This window comes from Breoghania sp. (assembly GCF_030066895.1).
In the GTDB taxonomy this organism is placed as follows: domain Bacteria; phylum Pseudomonadota; class Alphaproteobacteria; order Rhizobiales; family Stappiaceae; genus Breoghania.
In genome coordinates, this window is sequence record NZ_JASJAV010000031.1 from 18,409 (window position 1) to 37,314 (window position 18,906).

General features: G+C 60.8%; 22 protein-coding genes, 1 tRNA gene and 1 pseudogene. 3 read left to right on the forward strand and 21 right to left on the reverse strand.

Going from position 1 to position 18,906, the window contains the following annotated elements:
- Positions 1 to 65 precede the first annotated feature (65 nt).
- The 9 genes from rlmH to rplU all read right to left on the reverse strand — a co-directional run bounded on the left by rlmH (position 66) and on the right by rplU (position 7,637).
- Positions 66 to 542 carry a 23S rRNA (pseudouridine(1915)-N(3))-methyltransferase RlmH gene (gene rlmH / locus QNJ43_RS23785; RefSeq protein ID WP_346433107.1) on the reverse strand — a complete coding sequence of 159 codons (477 nt, stop codon included), beginning with the start codon at positions 540 to 542 and terminating at the stop codon, positions 66 to 68.
- Between the two features lie 123 nt (positions 543 to 665).
- Positions 666 to 1,133 carry a ribosome silencing factor gene (rsfS, locus tag QNJ43_RS23790; protein WP_346433108.1) on the reverse strand — a complete coding sequence of 156 codons (468 nt, stop codon included), beginning with the start codon at positions 1,131 to 1,133 and terminating at the stop codon, positions 666 to 668.
- Positions 1,134 to 1,389: 256 nt separating this feature from the next.
- Positions 1,390 to 1,989, reverse strand: coding sequence for a nicotinate-nucleotide adenylyltransferase (locus QNJ43_RS23795; RefSeq protein ID WP_300473994.1), 600 nt, complete (start codon positions 1,987 to 1,989; stop codon positions 1,390 to 1,392).
- A gap of 68 nt (positions 1,990 to 2,057) precedes the next feature.
- The gene (locus tag QNJ43_RS23800) at positions 2,058 to 3,347 is read right to left on the reverse strand and encodes a glutamate-5-semialdehyde dehydrogenase (RefSeq protein ID WP_300473995.1); all 1,290 of its coding nucleotides are present in this window, start codon (positions 3,345 to 3,347) and stop codon (positions 2,058 to 2,060) included.
- A gap of 77 nt (positions 3,348 to 3,424) precedes the next feature.
- Positions 3,425 to 4,540: a glutamate 5-kinase gene (gene proB, locus QNJ43_RS23805; RefSeq protein WP_300473875.1), complete on the reverse strand. Its 1,116-nt coding sequence runs from the start codon at positions 4,538 to 4,540 to the stop codon at positions 3,425 to 3,427.
- A gap of 8 nt (positions 4,541 to 4,548) precedes the next feature.
- Positions 4,549 to 5,580 (reverse strand): GTPase ObgE, encoded by a 1,032-nt coding sequence (gene obgE, locus QNJ43_RS23810; RefSeq protein ID WP_300473878.1) that lies wholly within the window; start codon positions 5,578 to 5,580, stop codon positions 4,549 to 4,551.
- 339 nt (positions 5,581 to 5,919) lie between these two features.
- Positions 5,920 to 6,528 (reverse strand): GNAT family N-acetyltransferase, encoded by a 609-nt coding sequence (locus tag QNJ43_RS23815; protein ID WP_300473881.1) that lies wholly within the window; start codon positions 6,526 to 6,528, stop codon positions 5,920 to 5,922.
- A 173-nt stretch (positions 6,529 to 6,701) separates the two neighbouring features.
- Positions 6,702 to 6,974: a 50S ribosomal protein L27 gene (rpmA, locus tag QNJ43_RS23820; RefSeq protein ID WP_300473883.1), complete on the reverse strand. Its 273-nt coding sequence runs from the start codon at positions 6,972 to 6,974 to the stop codon at positions 6,702 to 6,704.
- A gap of 84 nt (positions 6,975 to 7,058) precedes the next feature.
- Complete coding sequence (gene rplU, locus QNJ43_RS23825; protein ID WP_300473886.1) at positions 7,059 to 7,637, reverse strand: 50S ribosomal protein L21; 579 nt, start codon at positions 7,635 to 7,637, stop codon at positions 7,059 to 7,061.
- 538 nt (positions 7,638 to 8,175) lie between these two features.
- Between rplU and QNJ43_RS23830 the strand changes: the two genes are divergently transcribed.
- Positions 8,176 to 8,265 (forward strand) — tRNA-Ser (locus tag QNJ43_RS23830).
- Position 8,266: 1 nt separating this feature from the next.
- Here the strand turns inward: QNJ43_RS23830 and QNJ43_RS23835 are convergent.
- From QNJ43_RS23835 to QNJ43_RS23845, 3 genes are read right to left on the reverse strand one after another with little or no spacing between them, the layout of a single operon-like run.
- Positions 8,267 to 8,638, reverse strand: a complete 372-nt coding sequence (locus QNJ43_RS23835) for a response regulator (RefSeq protein WP_300473889.1) — start codon at positions 8,636 to 8,638, stop codon at positions 8,267 to 8,269.
- Positions 8,599 to 9,183 carry an ATP-binding protein gene (locus QNJ43_RS23840; protein WP_300473892.1) on the reverse strand — a complete coding sequence of 195 codons (585 nt, stop codon included), beginning with the start codon at positions 9,181 to 9,183 and terminating at the stop codon, positions 8,599 to 8,601. Before QNJ43_RS23840 ends, QNJ43_RS23835 begins: the two co-directional genes overlap by 40 nt.
- A gap of 39 nt (positions 9,184 to 9,222) precedes the next feature.
- Positions 9,223 to 9,888 (reverse strand): PAS domain S-box protein, encoded by a 666-nt coding sequence (locus tag QNJ43_RS23845; RefSeq protein WP_300473894.1) that lies wholly within the window; start codon positions 9,886 to 9,888, stop codon positions 9,223 to 9,225.
- Between the two features lie 58 nt (positions 9,889 to 9,946).
- Between QNJ43_RS23845 and QNJ43_RS23850 the strand changes: the two genes are divergently transcribed.
- The gene (locus QNJ43_RS23850) at positions 9,947 to 10,138 is read left to right on the forward strand and encodes a hypothetical protein (protein WP_300473896.1); all 192 of its coding nucleotides are present in this window, start codon (positions 9,947 to 9,949) and stop codon (positions 10,136 to 10,138) included.
- Between the two features lie 30 nt (positions 10,139 to 10,168).
- On the opposite strand, the pseudogene QNJ43_RS23855 reads toward QNJ43_RS23850, so the two are convergent.
- The 3 genes and pseudogenes from QNJ43_RS23855 to QNJ43_RS23865 all read right to left on the reverse strand — a co-directional run.
- A pseudogene (locus tag QNJ43_RS23855) lies at positions 10,169 to 10,420 on the reverse strand (CHASE domain-containing protein); the annotation flags it as partial.
- 153 nt (positions 10,421 to 10,573) lie between these two features.
- On the reverse strand, positions 10,574 to 11,500 hold the full coding sequence (locus tag QNJ43_RS23860) for an MASE1 domain-containing protein (RefSeq protein ID WP_300473898.1): 927 nt from the start codon (positions 11,498 to 11,500) through the stop codon (positions 10,574 to 10,576).
- A 116-nt stretch (positions 11,501 to 11,616) separates the two neighbouring features.
- Positions 11,617 to 12,033, reverse strand: a complete 417-nt coding sequence (locus tag QNJ43_RS23865) for a response regulator (RefSeq protein WP_300473900.1) — start codon at positions 12,031 to 12,033, stop codon at positions 11,617 to 11,619.
- 444 nt (positions 12,034 to 12,477) lie between these two features.
- Here QNJ43_RS23865 and QNJ43_RS23870 point away from each other — a divergent pair, with 444 nt between their 5' ends.
- Positions 12,478 to 12,855, forward strand: a complete 378-nt coding sequence (locus QNJ43_RS23870) for a response regulator (protein WP_300473902.1) — start codon at positions 12,478 to 12,480, stop codon at positions 12,853 to 12,855.
- A 52-nt stretch (positions 12,856 to 12,907) separates the two neighbouring features.
- On the opposite strand, the gene QNJ43_RS23875 is transcribed toward QNJ43_RS23870, so the two are convergent.
- From QNJ43_RS23875 to QNJ43_RS23900, 6 genes are read right to left on the reverse strand one after another with little or no spacing between them, the layout of a single operon-like run.
- Positions 12,908 to 13,444 (reverse strand): HlyD family efflux transporter periplasmic adaptor subunit, encoded by a 537-nt coding sequence (locus QNJ43_RS23875; protein WP_300473905.1) that lies wholly within the window; start codon positions 13,442 to 13,444, stop codon positions 12,908 to 12,910.
- Positions 13,445 to 13,464: 20 nt separating this feature from the next.
- Positions 13,465 to 15,966, reverse strand: a complete 2,502-nt coding sequence (locus tag QNJ43_RS23880; RefSeq protein ID WP_300473907.1) for an ATP-binding cassette domain-containing protein — start codon at positions 15,964 to 15,966, stop codon at positions 13,465 to 13,467.
- Entirely contained in the window at positions 15,963 to 16,094 is a 132-nt protein-coding gene (locus tag QNJ43_RS23885) for a hypothetical protein (protein WP_300473910.1), read from the reverse strand. The genes QNJ43_RS23880 and QNJ43_RS23885 overlap by 4 nt, the downstream gene beginning before the upstream one ends.
- A 2-nt stretch (positions 16,095 to 16,096) precedes the next feature.
- Entirely contained in the window at positions 16,097 to 17,677 is a 1,581-nt protein-coding gene (locus QNJ43_RS23890; RefSeq protein WP_300473912.1) for an ATP-binding cassette domain-containing protein, read from the reverse strand.
- Entirely contained in the window at positions 17,674 to 18,015 is a 342-nt protein-coding gene (locus QNJ43_RS23895; RefSeq protein ID WP_300473914.1) for a helix-turn-helix domain-containing protein, read from the reverse strand. Before QNJ43_RS23895 ends, QNJ43_RS23890 begins: the two co-directional genes overlap by 4 nt.
- Positions 17,997 to 18,614 (reverse strand): response regulator transcription factor, encoded by a 618-nt coding sequence (locus QNJ43_RS23900; protein ID WP_300473916.1) that lies wholly within the window; start codon positions 18,612 to 18,614, stop codon positions 17,997 to 17,999. The genes QNJ43_RS23895 and QNJ43_RS23900 overlap by 19 nt, the downstream gene beginning before the upstream one ends.
- Between the last annotated feature and the right edge of the window lie 292 nt (positions 18,615 to 18,906).

An 18,906-nucleotide genomic window follows, 5' to 3' on the forward strand; every position in this document is an offset into this window, starting at 1 on the left:
CCCTGCCCCTCTCCACGACACCGAGAACGTGTCCGGCGAAAACCGCCCCGTTACCGACCGGGCTCTCAGGCGCAGTGATAGGGGTGGCCGGAGAGGATGGAAATGGCGCGGTAGATCTGCTCGGCCATCATGATGCGCACGAGCTGGTGCGGCCAGGTCATCGGACCGAAGGCGAGCGTCATGTCGGCCTGCTCGAGAAGCGCGCGGCCGTGACCATCGGCCCCACCGATGGCGAAGACGAGCCAGGACGCGCCGTCGTCGCGCCAGCGGCCAATCCATTCGGCGAATTTCTTGGAAGGCACCGTGCGGCCGCCCTCGTCGAGGGCGACGAGGATACGCGGGGCGGGCAAGGCGGCGAGAAGGCTTTCGGCCTCCGCCTGTTTGCGGTCGGCCGCACGCTGAGCGTGCGATTCCGACAGTTCCACCAGATCAGGCCCGTTCAGGCCCATGGCGCGTCCCACCTTGCGGGCACGCTCCATATAGCGCTCGAACAGTTCCCTGTCGGCCCCGGCTTTCATCTTGCCGATGCCGGCGATGGTCATGCGCATGACCATCGTCTTTCATCATTCGGTCGCGCGCATGCACGGAGGACCGGAGGGATCGGGGACCGACCCCGGCTATCAACGAACCTCGACCATGATGCGAGCAGGGTCTTCGGTCAGCCGTCAGTTCGAATATTGCGGCGCCGTCTCCGCATCCGCCGACCACATCTTCTCCAGGTTGTAGAAGCTGCGAACTTCGGGGCGGAAGAGGTGGACGACGACATCACTGGCATCGACAAGGACCCAGTCGCAATTGGGCAGCCCTTCGACGCGCGGCGCTCCGAAGCCCGCATTCTTGAGATCGCGGACAAGGTGATCGGTGATCGCGCCGACATGTCGATGCGAACGCCCCGATGCGACGACCATGTTGTCGGCGATCGCGATCTTGCCCTTGATGTCGATGGAAACGATGTCCTCGGCCTTGGAATCGGTCAGGCTCGCAAGGACGGCAGGCAGCGGATCCGCAAACTTTCCGGTGCGGACGGCTGCAGTCTGAGGATCGGCCAAAACCGTGTCCTCACTATTCAATGGCATGTTCAGGGGGTCGTGCCCTTCGCCATGTTCTCCATTTCTCGCACCCCGTACGCTCATTCGCCGGGATGTCACGCCACTCGATCGGCAGGTCGATCCTGCACGCCTGTCATGCTGCAATGAGTCGATGACATTTGTGCAAAACCAGGTTGTGCCTGCCAGAGCGCAGGAAACGGTGCAAACGCAAGATCCTTCCGCTCCTGCTCCCAAGGTAAGGCACGCAAGGGGGCGAATTCAAGACTTGGCGCCAGAGCAGGACTACGGACGGTAACGCGAACTCTCTGTGACAGCGCTACCCTGCCGTGCAGAACCGCGTCTAGATCGCCCAGATTCCGGCCCGTCGGATTTCGGTGGATGACGCCGGATCGCGCGGAGTGTGAAGGAAGGTCCAGGCGGGCATGGAGCCGCCGGGAAGCGTGGCCGCATCCCTTTCCGGCACGCGGAAGCGGGCATAGGTGCGCGCAGCGGGCGACGACAGCGCGGCCAGTTCGGCGCCCGGCCGGTCGACCACGGCGACCGGCACCGTATCGATGATGGAGCGCCAGGCCTGCCAGCGGTGGAAGGTGGCAAGATTGTCCGCCCCCATCACCCAGACGAACTTGAGATCGGGCCGACGCATCTTCAATGCGGCAACCGTCTGCGCGGAACAGGCGGTGCCGAGCCACGCCTCCCAGGCGGTGACGGTGACGCGCGGATCGTCGGCGCAGGCGGCCGCCAGATGCACGCGGGTTTCCAGCGGCGCCAGTTCGTTCAGCTCTTTCAGCGGATTGCCGGGGGTCACTAGCCACCAGACATGGCCGAGCTTGAGGCGACGCATGGCCGTACGGCTGACGAGCGCATGGCCGGAATGGGGTGGGTTGAACGAACCGCCGAACAGGCCGATGCGCTGGCCGTAGCCGGCCGACGGCAGACGCAGCCATTCCGGCGGCGTTCCGATCCGCCAGCCTCCCTGGCCGGAGATGAGATCTTCGCGGAGCGGTGGCGTCACGGTCTTGTCTGGCCGGTGCCGTGAACGCGGTACTTGAAGCTGGTTAGCTGTTCCAGCCCGACGGGGCCGCGCGCATGCATGCGCCCCGTCGCAATGCCGATCTCCGCGCCGAAGCCGAATTCGCCGCCGTCGGCGAACTGGGTGGAGGCGTTGTGGAGCACGATGGCGGAATCAACCTCCGCCAGAAAACGATCGGCGGTGGCCTGGTTCTCCGTGATGATGCAATCGGTGTGATGGGAGCCGTGGGTCTCGATATGCTCGATGGCCTCAGCGAGACCCTCAACCACTTTCACCGAGATGATGGCGTCGAGATATTCGGTGTTCCAGTCGGCGGCGACCGCGGCCTCCGCTTCGGGGACGAGCGCGCGCGTGGCGGCATCGCCGCGGATGACGCAGCCCGCTGTCTGGAGCGCATCGACCAGCGGTTTGAGGTAGGTCTTGGCGCAGGCCTGATCGACCAGCAGCGTTTCCGCCGCGCCGCAAATGCCGGTGCGCCGCATCTTGGAATTAACGACGATGGAGATCGCCTTTTCGAGATCGGCGTCGCGATCGACGAAAATGTGCACCAGTCCTTCCAGATGCGCGAAGACGGGAACGCGGGCCTCCTGCTGCACGCGGGCAACGAGGCTCTTGCCGCCGCGCGGCACGATCACGTCGATATTGCCGTCGAGCCCGGCCAGCATGTGACCGACGGCAGCCCGGTCCGTGGTGGGCACGAGCTGGATGGCGGCCTCCGGCAGTCCTTCGGCGATCAGTCCCTGCCGCATGCACTCGGCGATCGCCTCGCAGGTGCGGAAGGCATCGGAACCGCCGCGCAGGACCGCCGCATTGCCCGCCTTCAGGCACAGCGCTCCGGCATCGACGGTCACGTTGGGACGGCTTTCATAGATGATGCCGATGACGCCCAGCGGCGTCTTGACCCGCTCGATATGCAGCCCGTTGGGACTATCCCAGGCTTCCGTGATGCGGCCGATAGGATCGGGCAGCTCCGCAATCGCCTCAATGCCCAGCGCCATCGCCTCCACGCGTGCCGTGTCCAACGTGCCGCGATCGATGAAGGAATGGGCGAGAGATCTCGACTTCATCTCCTCCACGTCGAGCGCGTTGGCGGCAAGGATCCTGTCGCAGTTGGCGCGCAACGCCTCCGCCATGGCCTTGAGCGCGGCGTTCTTTGCATCCGTCGGCGTGTTGGCGAGTTGACGGGCGACTGCGCGCGCCTTCGCACCGATTTGGAGCATTACCGTGCCAATGGCGCCGGCTTCCCGGACAACCGACTGGTTCAACATCACTGCCATCCCTTAATCACTGCAGGCCCTTCCGGCCCTTTCAGTCGCAGGGAACGCGCTCTCGCCCGCCCCTCATCCTAGTCGTCATCGCCGAGGACCATGTCGTCGCGATGGATCATTTCCGCCCGGCTGCTATAGCCGAGGATCGATTCGATTTCGCGCGATCTGTGCCCGACCAGACGGACCGCGTCGTCGCAATCATAGGCGACGAGACCTCGGCCGATCTCCCGGCCGGACGCATCCACAATACAGACCGTGTCGCCGCGCTGAAAGCGTCCGGACACGTCCGTCACTCCGGCCGGCAGCAGGCTCTTGCCCTTGCGCAGCGCCTTTTCCGCCCCGGCGTCGATCGTCACCTGCCCCGTCGGCTTGAGCTGACCGGCGATCCAGGTCTTGCGCGCGGTGGCGGACGTGGAATGCGCCTTGAACCAGGTGCAGCGTCCGCCCTGCGCGATATTGGTCAGCGGATGGAGCCGCTTGCCGCTGGCGATCACCATCGCGGTGCCCGCATTGGTGGCGATCTTGCCAGCCTCGATCTTGGTCTTCATGCCGCCGCGCGACAACTCCGAACCGACCGCCCCCGCCATCGACTCGATTTCCCGCGTGATGCGCTCCACCACCGGGATGTGCTCGGCCAGCGGATTTTCCGCAGGCGGCGCGGTGTAGAGCCCATCGATATCGGACAACAGCACCAGACAATCCGCGCTCACCATCGTGGCGACGCGGGCAGCGAGGCGATCATTGTCGCCATAACGGATTTCCGTGGTGGCGACCGTGTCGTTCTCGTTGATCACCGGCACCGCACCGAGCTTCAAAAGCGTGGAGACGGTGGCGCGCGCATTGAGATAGCGGCGGCGCTGTTCGGTGTCGCGAAGAGTGAGCAGAACCTGGCCCGTCGTCATGCCGCGATGGGCGAAGATTTTCTGATAGGCCTCGGCCAATTCGATCTGACCGACGGCGGCCGCCCCCTGGCTTTCCTCAAGCTTCAGCACGCCCTTGGGCAGGCCCAGCACGCCGCGCCCCAGCGCAATGGCGCCCGACGAGACGACGATCACCTCCGTACCGCGCTTGGTGAGCCGGCAAAGATCATCGGCGAGAAAATTCAACCAGTCGCGCTTGAGGTGACCTTCCTCGACAAGCAGCGCGGAGCCGATCTTGACGACGATGCGGGAATGATCCTCGAGATTGAGCATCAGGGCTGTCAGCTTTCTTCATCAGATGCCGGCAGGTCGTCCTCCGCTTGGCCGTCCAGCGTTTCAATAGCGCGCCGAATCATTCTGAGCGCCTCCGTCACTCCCTCACCGGATGCCGAGGAGAGCATGATCGGCTTGGTCCCGGCTTTCGCCAGGTCCTCGCGCACCAGTTCGCGCATCTCCGCATCCAACGCATCGATCTTCGACAGGGCGACGATCTCCACCTTGTCTTCAAGGCCCTGACCGTAGGCTTCCAACTCGCCGCGCACCACCCGGTAGGCGTCTGCGGGGTAGTCCTGAGTCGCATCGATCAGGTGCAGCAGCACGCGCGTGCGCTCCACATGGCCGAGGAAGCGATCGCCGATGCCGACGCCCTCGTGCGCGCCTTCGATGAGGCCGGGGATATCCACCATGACGAATTCGCGCCCGTCCACGCCGACGACGCCCAAATTGGGGTGCAACGTGGTGAAGGGATAATCCGCGATCTTGGGCTTGGCCTGGGAGACGGAGGCGAGGAAGGTCGACTTGCCCGCATTGGGCAGACCGACGAGACCGGCATCCGCAATCAGCTTCAGGCGCAGCCAAATCCACTTGTCCTGGCCTTCCAGGCCGGAATTGGCGCGGCGCGGAGCCTGATTGACCGATGTCTTGAAATGGGCGTTGCCGAAACCGCCGTTGCCACCGCGCAGCAAAAGCAGCTTCTGGCCGACCTCCGTCATATCAGCGATCAGGGTCTCGTTATCCTCTTCTAGGATTTCCGTCCCCACCGGCACTTTCAAAATGATGTCAGGGCCCTTGGCGCCGGTGCGGTTCTTGCCCATGCCGTGGCCGCCGGTCTTGGCCTTGAAATGCTGCTGGTAGCGATAGTCGATGAGCGTGTTGAGACCTTCCACGCATTCCACCCACACATCGCCACCGCGCCCGCCGTCACCGCCGTCGGGTCCGCCATATTCGATGTATTTCTCGCGGCGGAAGGAAACCGATCCGGCACCGCCGTCGCCGGAACGTACATAAACCTTCGCCTGGTCGAGGAATTTCATGTTGAGGACTCAGGTTCTGGGCGCGAATTTCGAGAAGTTGACGCGCAGGGTGCTGAGTGAATAGCCGATTTCGGAGGGAAGGTACAACGGCTGGAACGGCCCTTGGCCGTTTTCCCGACGCCACGATGCCTCTTTTCGCCGCTTCGACAGTGCCCTGGAAACGCGTCACTGATCGCGGGTCATTCATCGATAAGCTGCCCAGAGGGATTCTTCTGGGGTGGTCTTTCCGGGGCACTCCCCGAAAATACCCGAAAATTCCCGGGATTTCAGGTCATCCCGGGAGCCTTGATCTTACGCACGGGCTCCCGGGCAACTCTGAAATACGCGGATCAACGGTCTTTACCCCACCGTGCTCCAGCCCTTGAGAGCTTCCCAGGTCTTGCGGTCGAGACGGTAGGTCTCCACCGGAACCGTTACGTCGCCGTGGGCTAGCGAGCGCATCATGCCGCTTTCACTGTACTGGAAGCCGCACTTCTCGATGACCCGCCGCGAGGCCGGGTTGGTGAGCCGGCAGGAGGCCAGGATCGCGCGATGTCCGGTGACCGTGAAGGCGTGATCGATGATCGCCTGGGCCGCCTCGGTGGCATAACCGTGGCCCCAGAAGGGTTTGCCGATCCAGTAGCCGAGTTCCGGTTCGCTGCCGTGACCGACGGGCCCGAACTGATATCCGCAGGCGCCGATGATGCGGCCGATGGACTTCAATCGCACCGCGAAATTCGTGGTGCCGTGCTCCAGCGAATAAGTGCTCTCAATCCACTTGCGGGCGTCGGCCAGACCATACGGGTGCGGCATGCGCGCCAGCATTTCCGCCACATGACGGTTATTGGCGAGGAATACGATATCGGCGGCGTCATCCATCGTCGGACGGTCGAGTTTGAGGTGCTCTAGCGTCAGTGCGGGACGAGCCGCCGCCAGAGGGTTGGGATCTTCGTACTTTTCGCCTTCCAAGAGGCTATCTCTTTCCAAAACCATGACTTTCTCCGATCTGGTCCTTGTCTACACGGTGGGCAAAAGAAAAAGGGAGATGGGTTTTTGTCCCACCTCCCCTGATCTCAAATCGGCCTTTTCAGACCACCGGGTCGATGAGACACCGGCAATCTAGTGAAATCATACGCCGGTCTTTATTCCGCTGCTTCCACCACCGTCGGAAGTACGGATACGTATGTTCGGCCGTTGGCTTCCGCGGTAAACTCGACGCGGCCTTCTACCTTGGCAAAAATCGTATGGTCTTTACCCATACCGACATTGTTGCCTGGGTGCCACTTGGTACCGCGTTGACGTAGAATGATGTTGCCCGGAATGACGGCTTCGCCACCGAACTTCTTCACGCCTAGACGACGACCTACCGAATCGCGGCCGTTACGCGACGAACCGCCTGCTTTTTTGTGAGCCATGACGCATCTCCTAAACCTTGCCGAGGCATGCGGCGCTTCAAGCGCCTGCGGGATGCCCCATCTTGTCCTGTCTGTCCGCCCGGCTTACTTGCCGGCGAGTTCCTTGGCCTGCTCGACCCAATTGTCGCGCTCGAAACGGCCCTTCAGACCGGCTTCTTCTTCCACGCGCGCCACATCATCGGCCGTCATCGAAGCGATCTGCGCGTAGGTGGTGACACCCGCGGCATTCAGCTTCTTCTCGATCGCCGGGCCAAGGCCCGTAAGCTTCTTCAGGTCGTCGGCGCCGCCCGCGACTTCCGCCGCAGCAGCTGCTTCCGTCTTGACCAGCTTCTTCGCCTTCGGCTTGGCGCCGCCGGTCAGGATATCGGAGATCCGGACCAACGTCACCTCCCGGCGGTGACCCTTGGTGCGGCGGTAGTTCTGGCGGCGCCGCTTCTTGAAGATGACAACCTTGCGGTTGCGCACCTGTTCCACCACCTCGGCCGCCACGGAGGCGCCCTCAACAGTCGGCGTGCCGATCACTGTCTCCGTCTCGCCACCGACCATGAGCACGGTGTCGAAAGTCACGGTATCGCCGGCCTCGCCGGAAACCTTTTCGACCTTCAGGAGGTCGTCTGCGGCAACGCGATACTGCTTGCCGCCCGTCTTGATAACAGCGAACATCGCTGACGTCCTTTTGCCTTCGCCGCGCGTGCCTTTACATCCAACAGCACTTTCACGGACCTTGTGCGCACCCTTCGGCGCCGCGGAATTCGCGGCCTTTGGTGGACGCGTCATCGTCGGACCGGCAGGTCGCTGACGACGTTGGAAGCGTCGAGGAGCCTTCGGACAGCACGCTGGGCGAGCGTATCCCGCCACGCGCGGAGCATGCTGCAGTATGCGGTTTCACCCCTTCGCGTCAACGGCTGATCCGGGAATTCCGCGCTTTTCGAAGCTTTTTTCCGCACGGTCCGAAACGGCCGCGACGAAGCGGCGTCAGGCTTCCCCCGCCCCGGCCACGGGCAGACAAACACGTCTGCGAGAGATCCTGCGCAGAGAACGGCGACATTATATACAGGTTATATTGCCAAAAACCTGCGGTTTTCCGGGGTTGCGCACCGCATCGACCACAAGAGAGGCCAACTTGCCCGCAGCGGGCCTTGCACGGGGGCGGACCCATGTGTACGTTCCACGCCGCTAGCCGACGTGACGGCCCTTTTGCGGAGAGGTGCCGGAGTGGTCGAACGGGGCGGTCTCGAAAACCGTTGAGCGCGCAAGCGTTCCGAGGGTTCGAATCCCTCTCTCTCCGCCATTTATCTTTTTATCCAGTTGATCTTATTGATCTTTATTTCTGGATTTCCTTCCGGCCCATCACATTGTCGCGCCACCTGCTTCAGAATCGTACTGACGACAACCTCGTCGGGGAGCCGTGACTTGGTCATTGCCGCGGCAACCGGATCGCGCACGTCGTCGGAGATCTCCTCGGCCGAGAGCACTACGATGGGCGGGGGAGGGTTCTGCCCGCCGGACGAAATCTGCGCGATGACTTCCGTGCCCGATAGTTCGGTCATGGTCGGCTCCAGGAGGATCAGATCGAACGCCTCCTTGGCAAGCAGGGCCTTGGCGTCGCGCAGCGTCGCGGCACTCACGAGGTCGACCCGGTTGTGCAAGGCGATTGCCAGCATCTGGCTGAGGTCGACGTCGTCTTCGATATGCAGGATGCGCGATACACGCTTCTCACCGCCTGCTTGCCTCGCAGGCTGACCCCCGGACGCCCCACAGACTGGCCCTCGGACTGACCGGCGGCAAGCGACGCCGCCTGGGGTGAGCGCTCTTCCAGTTCTGCTGGCTCGGCCAGGGGAAGATCCACGTAGAACGTGGTGTCAATGCCTTCCTCGGTCTCGAAGTAGATCTTCCCGCCCATCTGCTCGATGATATGCTGGCTGATGTGCAATCCCAGTCCTGTCCCGCCCTTCTCGCGTCCGGCAGAACTGTCCGCCTGGCTGAACCGCATGAAGATCTTTTCGCGGAATTCAGCCGGGATTCCGGGACCGCTGTCATGGATCGAGATCCGGGCCTGGTTATCGACGTGGTGCATTTCGATCACCACTTCTCCTCCGGCCGGCGAAAATTTCGAGGTATTGGAAAGCAGGTTGGTCAGAATCTGAATCATGCGCTCCTCGTCGACGCGGGCGAATGACTGATCGACATGTTTGAGGGTCAGCTTCACATGGAAGCTCTCGGCAAAGGCGTGGTTGGCCTCGACCGCCTATTCGATCAGGCTTTCGAGATCGGCCGTGCGAAAATCAAACCGCATCTTCCCCGCCGCGATCTTGTCGATGTCGAGAATGTCGTTGATCAGGTGAATGAGCCGCTCGCAATTCTTGTAGGCAATCTCGATCAGTTCCCGGTCATCCTCGGGGAAGTCAGGCGCCAGGGTGGCAAGGAACAGGCCGAGTGACCCTCGGATCAAGGAGAGCGGCGTACGCAGTTCGTGGTTGACAACGGAGATAAATTCCCCCTTCAGCCGGTCCATCTCGCGTCGCTCGGTGATATCGAGAACCTGGATGATGATGTAGCGGGGCGACCCGTCGGCATGGCGCGCGCGAGAGGGGGTCACGAGCCCCCAGACATCGCTCCCACTGCGATAAATACAACGTTGCTCCATCTGGCTGGTTTGCGCCCGGCCGGCGATGCGCATCTCCACCTCCGAATGCAATTCTTCGATGTCGTCGAGATGCAGCAGCATGGAGATCGGACAATCGATGAGTTCTTCCTGGGCATAGCCGAGGAACTCGCAGGCCGCGGTGTTGACGTTCACGATCCGCTCGTCGAGTTCCATCAGGATCATTCCCACCGAAGCGGAATCCATTGTCGTGCGGAACGTTTCCTCTGTCGTGCGGAACGTTTCCTCGCTCGCCGCGATTTCCTGCATCTTGATGGCGACAAGCTGCTACACGATCTCGGTTCGCTGAACGAAGAACATCAGTAACATGCCGAAGAGGGTCATCAGCAGCAGCCCTCCGCCCAGAACCAATTGCGATTCGTTGCTTGCCGTTGCCGCCTCGAATTCCTGCGTACTGGTTCATTCCAGCGTCCACGGCTTCTGCATGATCTCGATCTGCTTCACGAGCTGGAAGCGCGACGTGTGCTGCTCTGTCTCCGTTGGCGAGGTGTTGGCGTAGATGAGCGCATTCTTGTCACGCGTGACGCCGTCATAGACCCGCAGGTTGAAGCATGTGCCCCTGCGCCTTGGTCAGATCCTTCAGGAAGCTGCGACCGATGAACGGAGCGTAGACCCAGCCCTGAATCGCCTTTCGGCGCTGGGCGGTCGTGCTCGTGGGCGCGTTCTCCCGGTAGAGCGGCTGGAGAAGCAGGAACCCCGGGCTTTTGGTCGCATCCTGCACGAGCAGGATGCGTCCCGTGATGGCGGCGTGTCCGGTATCCCTGGCCTGGGTGGCAGCCTCGTAGCGGTTTTCTCGAAAGCGATGTCGAGCCCAACGGCTTCCTTGTTGATGTCGACGGGTTCGATGTACTGGATGATGAAGTGGTTGTCGCCGGAGACTTCGGGATGGTTCTTGAAGTCCGGAATGCCCTCCGCACGGACCCTCGCGATGTAGTCATCGAGACCATCGCTCGTCACGTTTGCAATGAAGCCGATGCCATTGATGTCGGAAAACAACTTTTGAACGTCCAGAGCATCGGTATACGACGCCCATTCCTAAGGCTTTATGTCCGTCGTGCCGGCGAAGAAACCCGACCCCACTGCGCAAACCCGTCTCGTAAGCTGCCGTCCGGTTTCGAAGGGCAACTTCGTTTTCTTCCGCCAGTGCGGAGAACTGCGTTTCGACACGATCGTAGATGTTCTGGCTGATCTCATGCCATGCGTAGAAAGTTGCCGCCAGGGGGATGACGAGGATCAGGAGAAGGCTGCCGGGGAGATTGCCGACCTGCTGACCGCGCCAGACGATCGTTCCCTTCTGACCGGCGGCAAACAGCGTCAAAGGCAGCAGCAGGACGCCGATGACATCTCCCAGCCACCAGGTTGTCCAGCTGTCCCAGAATTGTTCAGCGGAAAGAGAGTCCGCAGAATACAGGGCGAACGTGCCTATGCTCGCGGCAATGACGCAAGATACGGGACCTGCGAACAGGGTCAGCTTGCCGACATCGCCCCATTTTTCCAACCTGATCGGCTTGCCGAATGCGGAACGTACCAGCATGTGGGCGGTGATGACCTGCAACGTCGAACCCCCGGCGATCACGGCCGCGGTCCACAGATCGGCATTGATCCAGCTCTCCAGCGTCACGTTAGCGCCGCCGACGATGGCATTCAGAGCGAAGGATCCGAGGAAGACGCCCGGCCAGATCTTCTGGTCGCACAGGATCAACGCACCGACAGCGATACCGGAGAGAGGCCAGATCAGCGTGGCGTAGCCGGGAAAAGCGGCAAGCAGCAGGCCGAGTTTTCCCGTCAGCACGTAAATCAGCGCCAAGAGAACCACTCGAGAGATGCAGCCGGATGCGAAGTTACACCATTCCGGTTTCATGTGCGAAAACATTGCGGCTCCGTGGAATTTTCGCCGGAACGGCTTGAATTCGAGCGGCCTCAGCTTGGTGGTTGAAGCGAATTTCTGCATCGAAGCGAACGACGAAGGTCGGGCGCTCAGACCCGACCGGGGACAAGACCTCTTGTCCCTGCCAAGCTCGCCTGCATCAGCGAGTGGGCCTTCCGGGCAAGGGTTTCGGTCAGTTCGCGGACAGCCATATGCTTAGAAATGTAGTCGGCGGCACCCAGGCGCCTGCCCCAGTCGATATCTGCCGGGCGGTCTCGCGAGGACAGCAGCACGATCGGGATACCTGCGGTGATATTGTCGTTCGTCAGATGCCAAAGAAGCTGGAAGCCATCCATCCGCTCCATCATCACATCCAGCACGATCAGGTTCGGCTGCAAACGCTGCGCAACGTCGAGCGCGGTTGCGGGGCTGTCGCAAGCCTCCATTCGGAGCCCCTGAGCAGCCAGAATGATCTCCACCAGCTTGAGCCAGTCCTTGTCGTCATCAACGATGAGCGCAGCGGCCATGCCATTGTTCTCGGTCATAGTTCTCGGTCATACCAATATCTCGACTTGTTTTTTCCGCGAATAGTTTATGTAGCGAAATGATAAAAGTGTGATTTATTAACTTTAATTATTTTTGTATTGTTTTTGCAATCTTCTATTGCGGAATATAATCACTATCCGTACATGGAATATTCATATATAATCGAGAGCTTGAATGATAATCATGATTTTCTCGCTGCACTTACCAAGGAAAAACGCCGAAGGCCGATAAAAAGATCACCTATTAGTTCTGATGCAAATTTATTCAATATTTATATTTATATTTATAATCTAATATAATTAATAATAGATGACGATTTATTTATATTATGTAATATTATTCCGTATCAATTTTTCAAAATCATAGTGAAGTATCGGATCATTCGAATTCGCGGTGCAAATATCGCCCTGGTATGGGAGGTCGAATTGAGCGAACTGAAGAAGATTCTTTATGCGGATGACGAACCTGATCTTCGCAAGATCATCACGAAGACATTGAGGGGTATCAGCGGATACGAGGTGAAGGATTGTTCGGACGGCGCCAAAGCCCTCCGCGAAGTCGATGAATTCAAGCCAGATCTCGTCCTTCTGGATGTCATGATGCCCGTGATGACGGGGGGCGAAGCGCTGGAGGCCCTACGCAAACAGGAGAGGACGGCCGATCTCCCCGTCATCTTCATAACGGCGAAGGCACGTCCGCAAGACATTGGACAGCTCAAGACCGAACGCCGAACCGGCGTCGTCACAAACCTTTCGAACCGATCAAGCTGTCCCAGCAGATCCATGACATCTGGAAGGAACTGATCGAGGAGGCGTAGCGCGCCGCCACAGGCCGGAGCTTGCAGCCTCCACCGGGTCAGCGTTCGCGCAAGGCGGCATCGACGCTGAGCCTGATCGGCGACAGGATATATGCCAGCAGACTGCGATTGCCCGTCACGATGTCCGCGATCACAGTCATGCCGGAGATGACGGGCCGGTCGCGGTCGCCACCGACGAATTCTTCATCGGGATCGATATAAGCCTTGTAGTAGGGCGAGCCCTCCTCCGGAGTAAAGGTCGTCGGAGAGATCCGGGCCACACGTCCCTCGATCATGCCGTAGCGCGTGTAGTCGTAGGTCTGGACCTTGATCTTCGCCTGCTGGCCGGGATGGATGTGGCCAATGTCGCGCGTGGAGATGCGAACTTCGACCAGCGGACGGGCGAGATCCGGCACGATCTCCATAACCGTTGCGCCAGGAGCAACGACACCGCCAACCGTCTGCGTCTGCAACCCCTTGATACGCCCTGCCATGGGAGCGGTGATCACCAACCGCTGAACCCGGTCGCGCGCCCGGTCGATGTTCAATTGCAGTTCCGCCGCCTCGCGCGTGAGCTGGCTGAGTTCTGAGGCCATTTACGCCTGGTATTTCGCCTTCAACTCGATGATGCGCGACTCTGCCTCCAGTATCCGTTCCCGGATGCGGATCGCGTCGATGTCAAGCGTTGTCTTCTGCCCCAGCATGCCGGAAAGCGCGCGCGCTCGATCAGTTGCATTCTCGAAAATGGCCCTTTTTCAACGAGGTACTGTCTTGCATCGATCTGCTCGCGGGTCAGGGAAATCTGCTCGGATACGGAGATCGCTTGCGCTTCAAGAGCCTTCAGTTCCGCGCGGCGCTCGCGAACCTGCTGCGAAAGGACCGTCGACTGGCTGTCGATGCTCTCGCGTTTCGCCGTCAGCGCCTTGAACTCGACCTCAGCAATCTGCTTGTAGCGCGGTTCCACGCCATCGAGGTCAGGACTGCGCTCCTCGAGCGTCGCCTGAAGCAGATCGATCCTCAAGAGCACGCTCGAAAGCCGTGTCTGCAACTGGTAGAGTTCGGAGCGAGCGATATCGGGCGCGAGTTCCAGCAGGGTCTGCCCCGCGGTCACGCGCTCGCCTTCGCTCACCGTGATCTTCGACACGATCCCGCCCTCCAGATGTTGCACCGTCTGGATCTGCTCAGAGGGGACAATCTCTCCGGAACTCGTGGAGATCTCCGCAAACGGCACGAAATAGGCCCAGATGCCAAGCCCGGCAAAGAAACTGCAGATCAATGCGATGGCGATCGTCGCAAACCGGCTCGTCCCCTTGCGGTCGAATAGCTGGTTCGCCACCACGGCGGCCTCGCCGGTCAAGAGTTCGATCGGCTCGAACCCATCGCCGGGATGTGCGTCGTCAAGACTGGTGTCCTTGGTCATCGTTGATCCGCCTGGGCGTTGGTGACGATATCCACGGGCGCACAATCGCGCACCAGAGATCCCTGGTTCAGGACAAGCACCCGGTCCGCAGCCGCGATGAATTCCGGCAAGTGCGTGGCCATGATAATGGTCCGGACCCCGGACCCCGCGGTTGGCCTCGATGATGCCCAACAGCCCCTGCCGCGCCGAAGCGCTTGCCGCGTCGGGTTCATCGAGAAGCATGAGGTTCGTGTTGGTGAGAAAAACGCGCGCCAAACCGATTACCTTGACGAGGCTGCTGAAACGATCGAACGCGGCCATCGGGGTCGCGAACCCGGAAGGCAATCCTTTGATCAGATCGTATATGTTCAACTGGCCGCACACGACGTTGCGCATCGACCCGGCTTCTGCTTCGACCCCCAGGTTGAAGAAGTCTGCGATCGAGATCGGCAAGGTGCGCTGGTCCCGCGCCAGGTATCCAATCGACTGGCGCAGGGCGCTGTTGGAGATTTGCCGCGGATTGACGCCATCGATGGTGACGGTACCGAATTGCGGTTCGCGCAAGCCGGCGATGAGGTCGGGCAGTGTCGACTTGCCTGAGCCGGAGTGCCCGGTAATGGCGACGATATCGCCCGGGTTGATCTCGAAACTGACGTTTCGCAGAGCAGCCGTCTGCCCCCGTTCATAGGTCATCATGACGGACGAGAAGGCGACGCGGCCGTGCATTCCACCTCCGCGGCCGCTCAGCCGGTTTTCCCGCAGCGGCGAGAGTTCCGAGCCGAGGATCGCCGTGCTGGACCGAACGGCATTCTGGATCTCGTCCCACCGCAGGTACCCCTGCATCAGGGAAGGAAGAGGAGCACTCATCCGCCAAACGAGGGCGACCGACGCGATCAGGGCGCCCACGGTTATCTTGCCGTCGATGGCGACGAAGCTCCCCGCGCCCAGGGTGGCGAGCACGGCGAGGGATGTCTCCGTGCTGGAGGCAATCTGCGACCACCCCTGCAATGCCCGTTGGCGAACCAGTTCGATCTCCGCAAGGCGGGCCGATGCATCGCGGAAGCGGTTGAACCACCAGGACCCAGCGCCCTCCAGCTTGATCGTTTCCAGTCCGCTGGAGATCTCGTAGCAGGTCGCGCCGTATTCCTCGGTCTGGCGCGCGACATTGCGGGTGCGCCGCGTCAACGGCGCCAGCAGCGCGACGACATAGAGGAGCGTGAACGGCGCCTCGAGGCAGGCGGCACCGATCGGGCCGACGAAAAAGGTGCGCGCACGGTCGAGATTCTTCAGCCGCGCCAGCCCGGAACGACTGTTGATGTTGATACTGGCGAGGGAGGGTGCACGCAGCAGCCGTCCGACCAACCGGGATTTCGCATTCAGGTCGATCAGGCTGGCTGTCCGCGACAGGACCGTGCTGCGCAGCCCTCGCAGGCAGAAGTCGCACACGAGTACGATGGCAACCCCGAGAGCCAGCAGCGTGAGCAATACGCGGTCGCCCGCAGCAAGGACCTGGTCGTAGACGGCAAGCGTGAACAGCGGCAGCGCGAGCCTGCACAATTCATCCAGGTCGAGACTGCGGTCGGTGGGCGCAATAAAGCTCAGGTCGATACGGGTGAGATCGGCATCGACCAAATGGAACAGCTTGCGGATGCCCTCGTGGTCCGTGCTCGTCACGCCCCCTGCCTGCACCATCTCGGGACTGGTCCGCGGATGCGTCATGCGCCCCAACCTCCCTGCGTGACCGGAACGGCGATCCAGACGTTGGCGATGATGAGCTGCCGGTCGGTGAGCGCGCAGAAGACAGGGTGATCCGTGAAGAACACCACGGTCGCTTCGCCCTTGAGCATTGTCAGAAGCCGCCAGAGGTCCTGCTCACTCCTAGCGTCGAGCGAGAACGTAACCTCATCGAAGATGAGAACCTTGCGCTTCTTGGCGAGGCCGCGAACGATCGCGACAAGTTGGCGAAAACCGTTGGGAAGGGTCTTGCGTCTTCTGCCTGATCTCGGTGTCGTAGCCCTCCGACAAGCGTCTTACGGCCTCGTCGAGATCGGTGAGATGCGTCAGGTAGCGGACATCGGACATCCGCGTAGGAGTTCTCGTCGCCGTCGGTGAGGATGTCGATCAGCCGACCGCTCGGCAGCATCGGGTCCCTTGGAATGAAGGTGATGTTGCGCCGGACCAGATCGATGTTCTCGGCCGTGACGTCCACCCCGCCCATGCGCACCGTACCATCCAGCGGCGCCAGACGGAGGAGGGCACGGGCCAATGTCGTCTTGCCTGCCCCGCGGTCCGCGGTGATCGTCACGAACTCGCCACCGGCAATGTCGATGGACAGGTTGTCGAGCGGCCGTGCCGGTCCGCCGCCCAAATGAACCACGCTGAGATTTCTGATCTCGATGTCTGGCGGTCCGGACCAAAATGGCCTGGAATTCGGCGGCGCCAGTTTTTCCTCCGCCTCGTTACCGGCCAAAGCATCACCGATCTCGACCAGCGCAAGCTTGTTCTGCCGGTATTGGGTGATGATGAGCAGCCCGGTCTGCAACGGTTCCAGCGACCGGCCGGCCAGCAGCGTGCAGGCAGCCAGGCCACCAAGTGTTAGGTTTCCGCCGATCGCGGCCAATGCGCTCGCCACCACGACCGAGGCGATCAGGGCTTGCGAGAAGAGCACGTTCACGTCGCGCGAAACCAGCGTCGCGAACACCTGTCGGCGCAGATTGAACGAGGTCTCGACCTGGTGCCGGACGAAGCGGTCCGTCATCGGCAACTCACCTGCGATTGCCCGCAGCATCAGCATGTTGTCAAAGACGCGGCCGATGAAGTCGTTCTGCCGGCCGGTACTTGCCCGCATCTCGGCCGATACGCGTGCATTAAGCGCGGAAATCGCCAAAACACAGATCGCGAAGACCGCACACAAGGTGGCGGGGATCAGCGCAAGCCAACCGCCGATGATCGCGATCAGGACGATGAAGCCGAGCCCGAACGGGATGTCGACTATTGCCTGCAGCAACATAAAGCGGAACTCGCGAACCACGGAAATGGCGGACAGGGACTCCGTGAGTTGCGTCACGGAGCGGCCGGGATCGGGCAGATTGGCCCGCGTGATGAAGCGCTGCATCAGCACTTCGCGTTGCGCGTGATCGTAGCGGGTGCCGGCTCGCGTCATTATGGCAACACGCGAAAAGCGCAGGGCGGCATCGATGATGACGATGCCCCCGGCACAAAGAATCAGGACCGCGAGGGTGGGCAAGGTGCCGTTCGGCAGCACGCAATCGTAGATCAGCAGCGCCGTGATCGGCGTCGTGATGGATAGCACGTTCACCAGGATCGATGCGCACAGGACCGCGCACACGGCGTCGAACGGCGCGAGAGGAATGGTCCTCGGCACGACGCCTGACATCTCGCGCGGTGACTCCGCGGTCTGGGTGCTCATGACCATGAGGACGTGACTGTGCCGCCTGAGTTCGAGGTTCCCGCAAGTTCAGTGCACTGTAAAAACCAGTAGTGATCCTCTGCCCGCCACGCAGTTGCGACCGGGTAGGAGCTTTGTTCCAGCATTGTAAGGCGAGGCGGAAACCGCCATCCGGCACCGTGGACGATCTTGATCCTGCGCGGTTGCGTCGGAATTTCCTCGATCTTCTTCCTCAGCCGCGCGATGAGTATGTCGATGGTCCTGTCCATGTATTGCCAGTCTCTGCCCGTCGTGGCCTGCATCAGGTCATGGCGCGACAACACCTGACCCGCATTGCTGATCAGGTGCTTGAGCAGCATCGCCTCCTGGGCCGAAAGCACGTATTCCCGCTGATAGGCATCGAACAGGCGGCAGCTCGGAGCATCAAGCCGCCAGCCGCGTCCTTGCGCTGGCGCCGACGCGCAACGCTGCGTATGCGTGCGAGAAGATGGCGCGGTTCGAAAGGTTTCGTGACGTAGTCGTCCGCGCCCGTCTCCAGTCCCACGATCTGATCGAGATCCGACGACTTGCCGGAAATAATGATGATCCCGGCGTCTGTTTCCCGCCGCAGCATTCCGACGAGATCGAGGCCATCCGCATCGGGAAGGCAGAGATTCACCAAGGCGACATCGGGTCTCCACGTATGTATTTCTTTCTCGAATTCACCCGGATTGGATACAATCCTGACATCATAAGATTCACAAGAAATATAAATGTTAAGTAAAATGTTAATATACGGGTCATCATCAATAATGAGAATGCACCCCGAGCTGCTCGACATCGGTAATAAAAAATAAATTGTGAAAGTTACATTCTGATTACAATCATATAATAATAAAAAATTATTTTTAAGAGGTATATTACTCATCGTCAGATCGGTATCTCCCGTCATTGTGGCCAGAAGCAGGCTGCCGTGCAAAGTGTTGAGAGGAGCAGATGGCAACAGATCAGAATGAAAATGGAGGATTACCGCTCACGGCCTCCAGGGATCATGTCGATCGAAAGGGGGCGGTTGCGCGAGAAGACGCCGCATTATCCTCCCTTCACCAGGGCAGCGTTATTCCCCACACCTTCGTCGCAAAGGGCGTAGAGGAGGAAGGCGCTGTCCTGGACGATGTTTCGCCTCTGCCTTACGATGCCGGGGAGCCTGCCGTGCAGGCTACTCAACCGCCGCCGCCGTCATCTGCGTCAACGTCCGAGTTCAACATTTC

Bases quoted from the DNA above. Each gene is read 5' to 3' on its own strand.
- QNJ43_RS23835 (WP_300473889.1), bottom strand. From the start codon at position 8,638: ATGCTGGCAATCGCCTTGCACAACCGGGTCGACCTCGTGAGTGCCGCG.
- QNJ43_RS23895 (WP_300473914.1), bottom strand. From the start codon at position 18,015: ATGCTGCTCAAGCACCTGATCAGCAATGCGGGTCAGGTGTTGTCGCGC.
- QNJ43_RS23890 (WP_300473912.1), bottom strand. From the start codon at position 17,677: ATGAGCACCCAGACCGCGGAGTCACCGCGCGAGATGTCAGGCGTCGTG.
- QNJ43_RS23865 (WP_300473900.1), bottom strand. From the start codon at position 12,033: ATGGCCGCTGCGCTCATCGTTGATGACGACAAGGACTGGCTCAAGCTG.
- obgE (WP_300473878.1), bottom strand. From the start codon at position 5,580: ATGAAATTCCTCGACCAGGCGAAGGTTTATGTACGTTCCGGCGACGGC.
- QNJ43_RS23800 (WP_300473995.1), bottom strand. From the start codon at position 3,347: ATGTTGAACCAGTCGGTTGTCCGGGAAGCCGGCGCCATTGGCACGGTA.
- QNJ43_RS23860 (WP_300473898.1), bottom strand. From the start codon at position 11,500: ATGAAACCGGAATGGTGTAACTTCGCATCCGGCTGCATCTCTCGAGTG.
- rplU (WP_300473886.1), bottom strand. From the start codon at position 7,637: ATGTTCGCTGTTATCAAGACGGGCGGCAAGCAGTATCGCGTTGCCGCA.
- QNJ43_RS23875 (WP_300473905.1), bottom strand. From the start codon at position 13,444: ATGGCCTCAGAACTCAGCCAGCTCACGCGCGAGGCGGCGGAACTGCAA.
- rsfS (WP_346433108.1), bottom strand. From the start codon at position 1,133: ATGAGCGTACGGGGTGCGAGAAATGGAGAACATGGCGAAGGGCACGAC.
- rpmA (WP_300473883.1), bottom strand. From the start codon at position 6,974: ATGGCTCACAAAAAAGCAGGCGGTTCGTCGCGTAACGGCCGCGATTCG.
- rlmH (WP_346433107.1), bottom strand. From the start codon at position 542: ATGACCATCGCCGGCATCGGCAAGATGAAAGCCGGGGCCGACAGGGAA.
- QNJ43_RS23885 (WP_300473910.1), bottom strand. From the start codon at position 16,094: ATGCTCAAGGGCGAAGCGACCGTGGTGTTCTTCACGGATCACCCTGTC.
- QNJ43_RS23880 (WP_300473907.1), bottom strand. From the start codon at position 15,966: ATGACGCATCCGCGGACCAGTCCCGAGATGGTGCAGGCAGGGGGCGTG.
- QNJ43_RS23845 (WP_300473894.1), bottom strand. From the start codon at position 9,888: ATGCAGGAAATCGCGGCGAGCGAGGAAACGTTCCGCACGACAGAGGAA.
- QNJ43_RS23850 (WP_300473896.1), top strand. From the start codon at position 9,947: ATGCCGAAGAGGGTCATCAGCAGCAGCCCTCCGCCCAGAACCAATTGC.
- proB (WP_300473875.1), bottom strand. From the start codon at position 4,540: ATGCTCAATCTCGAGGATCATTCCCGCATCGTCGTCAAGATCGGCTCC.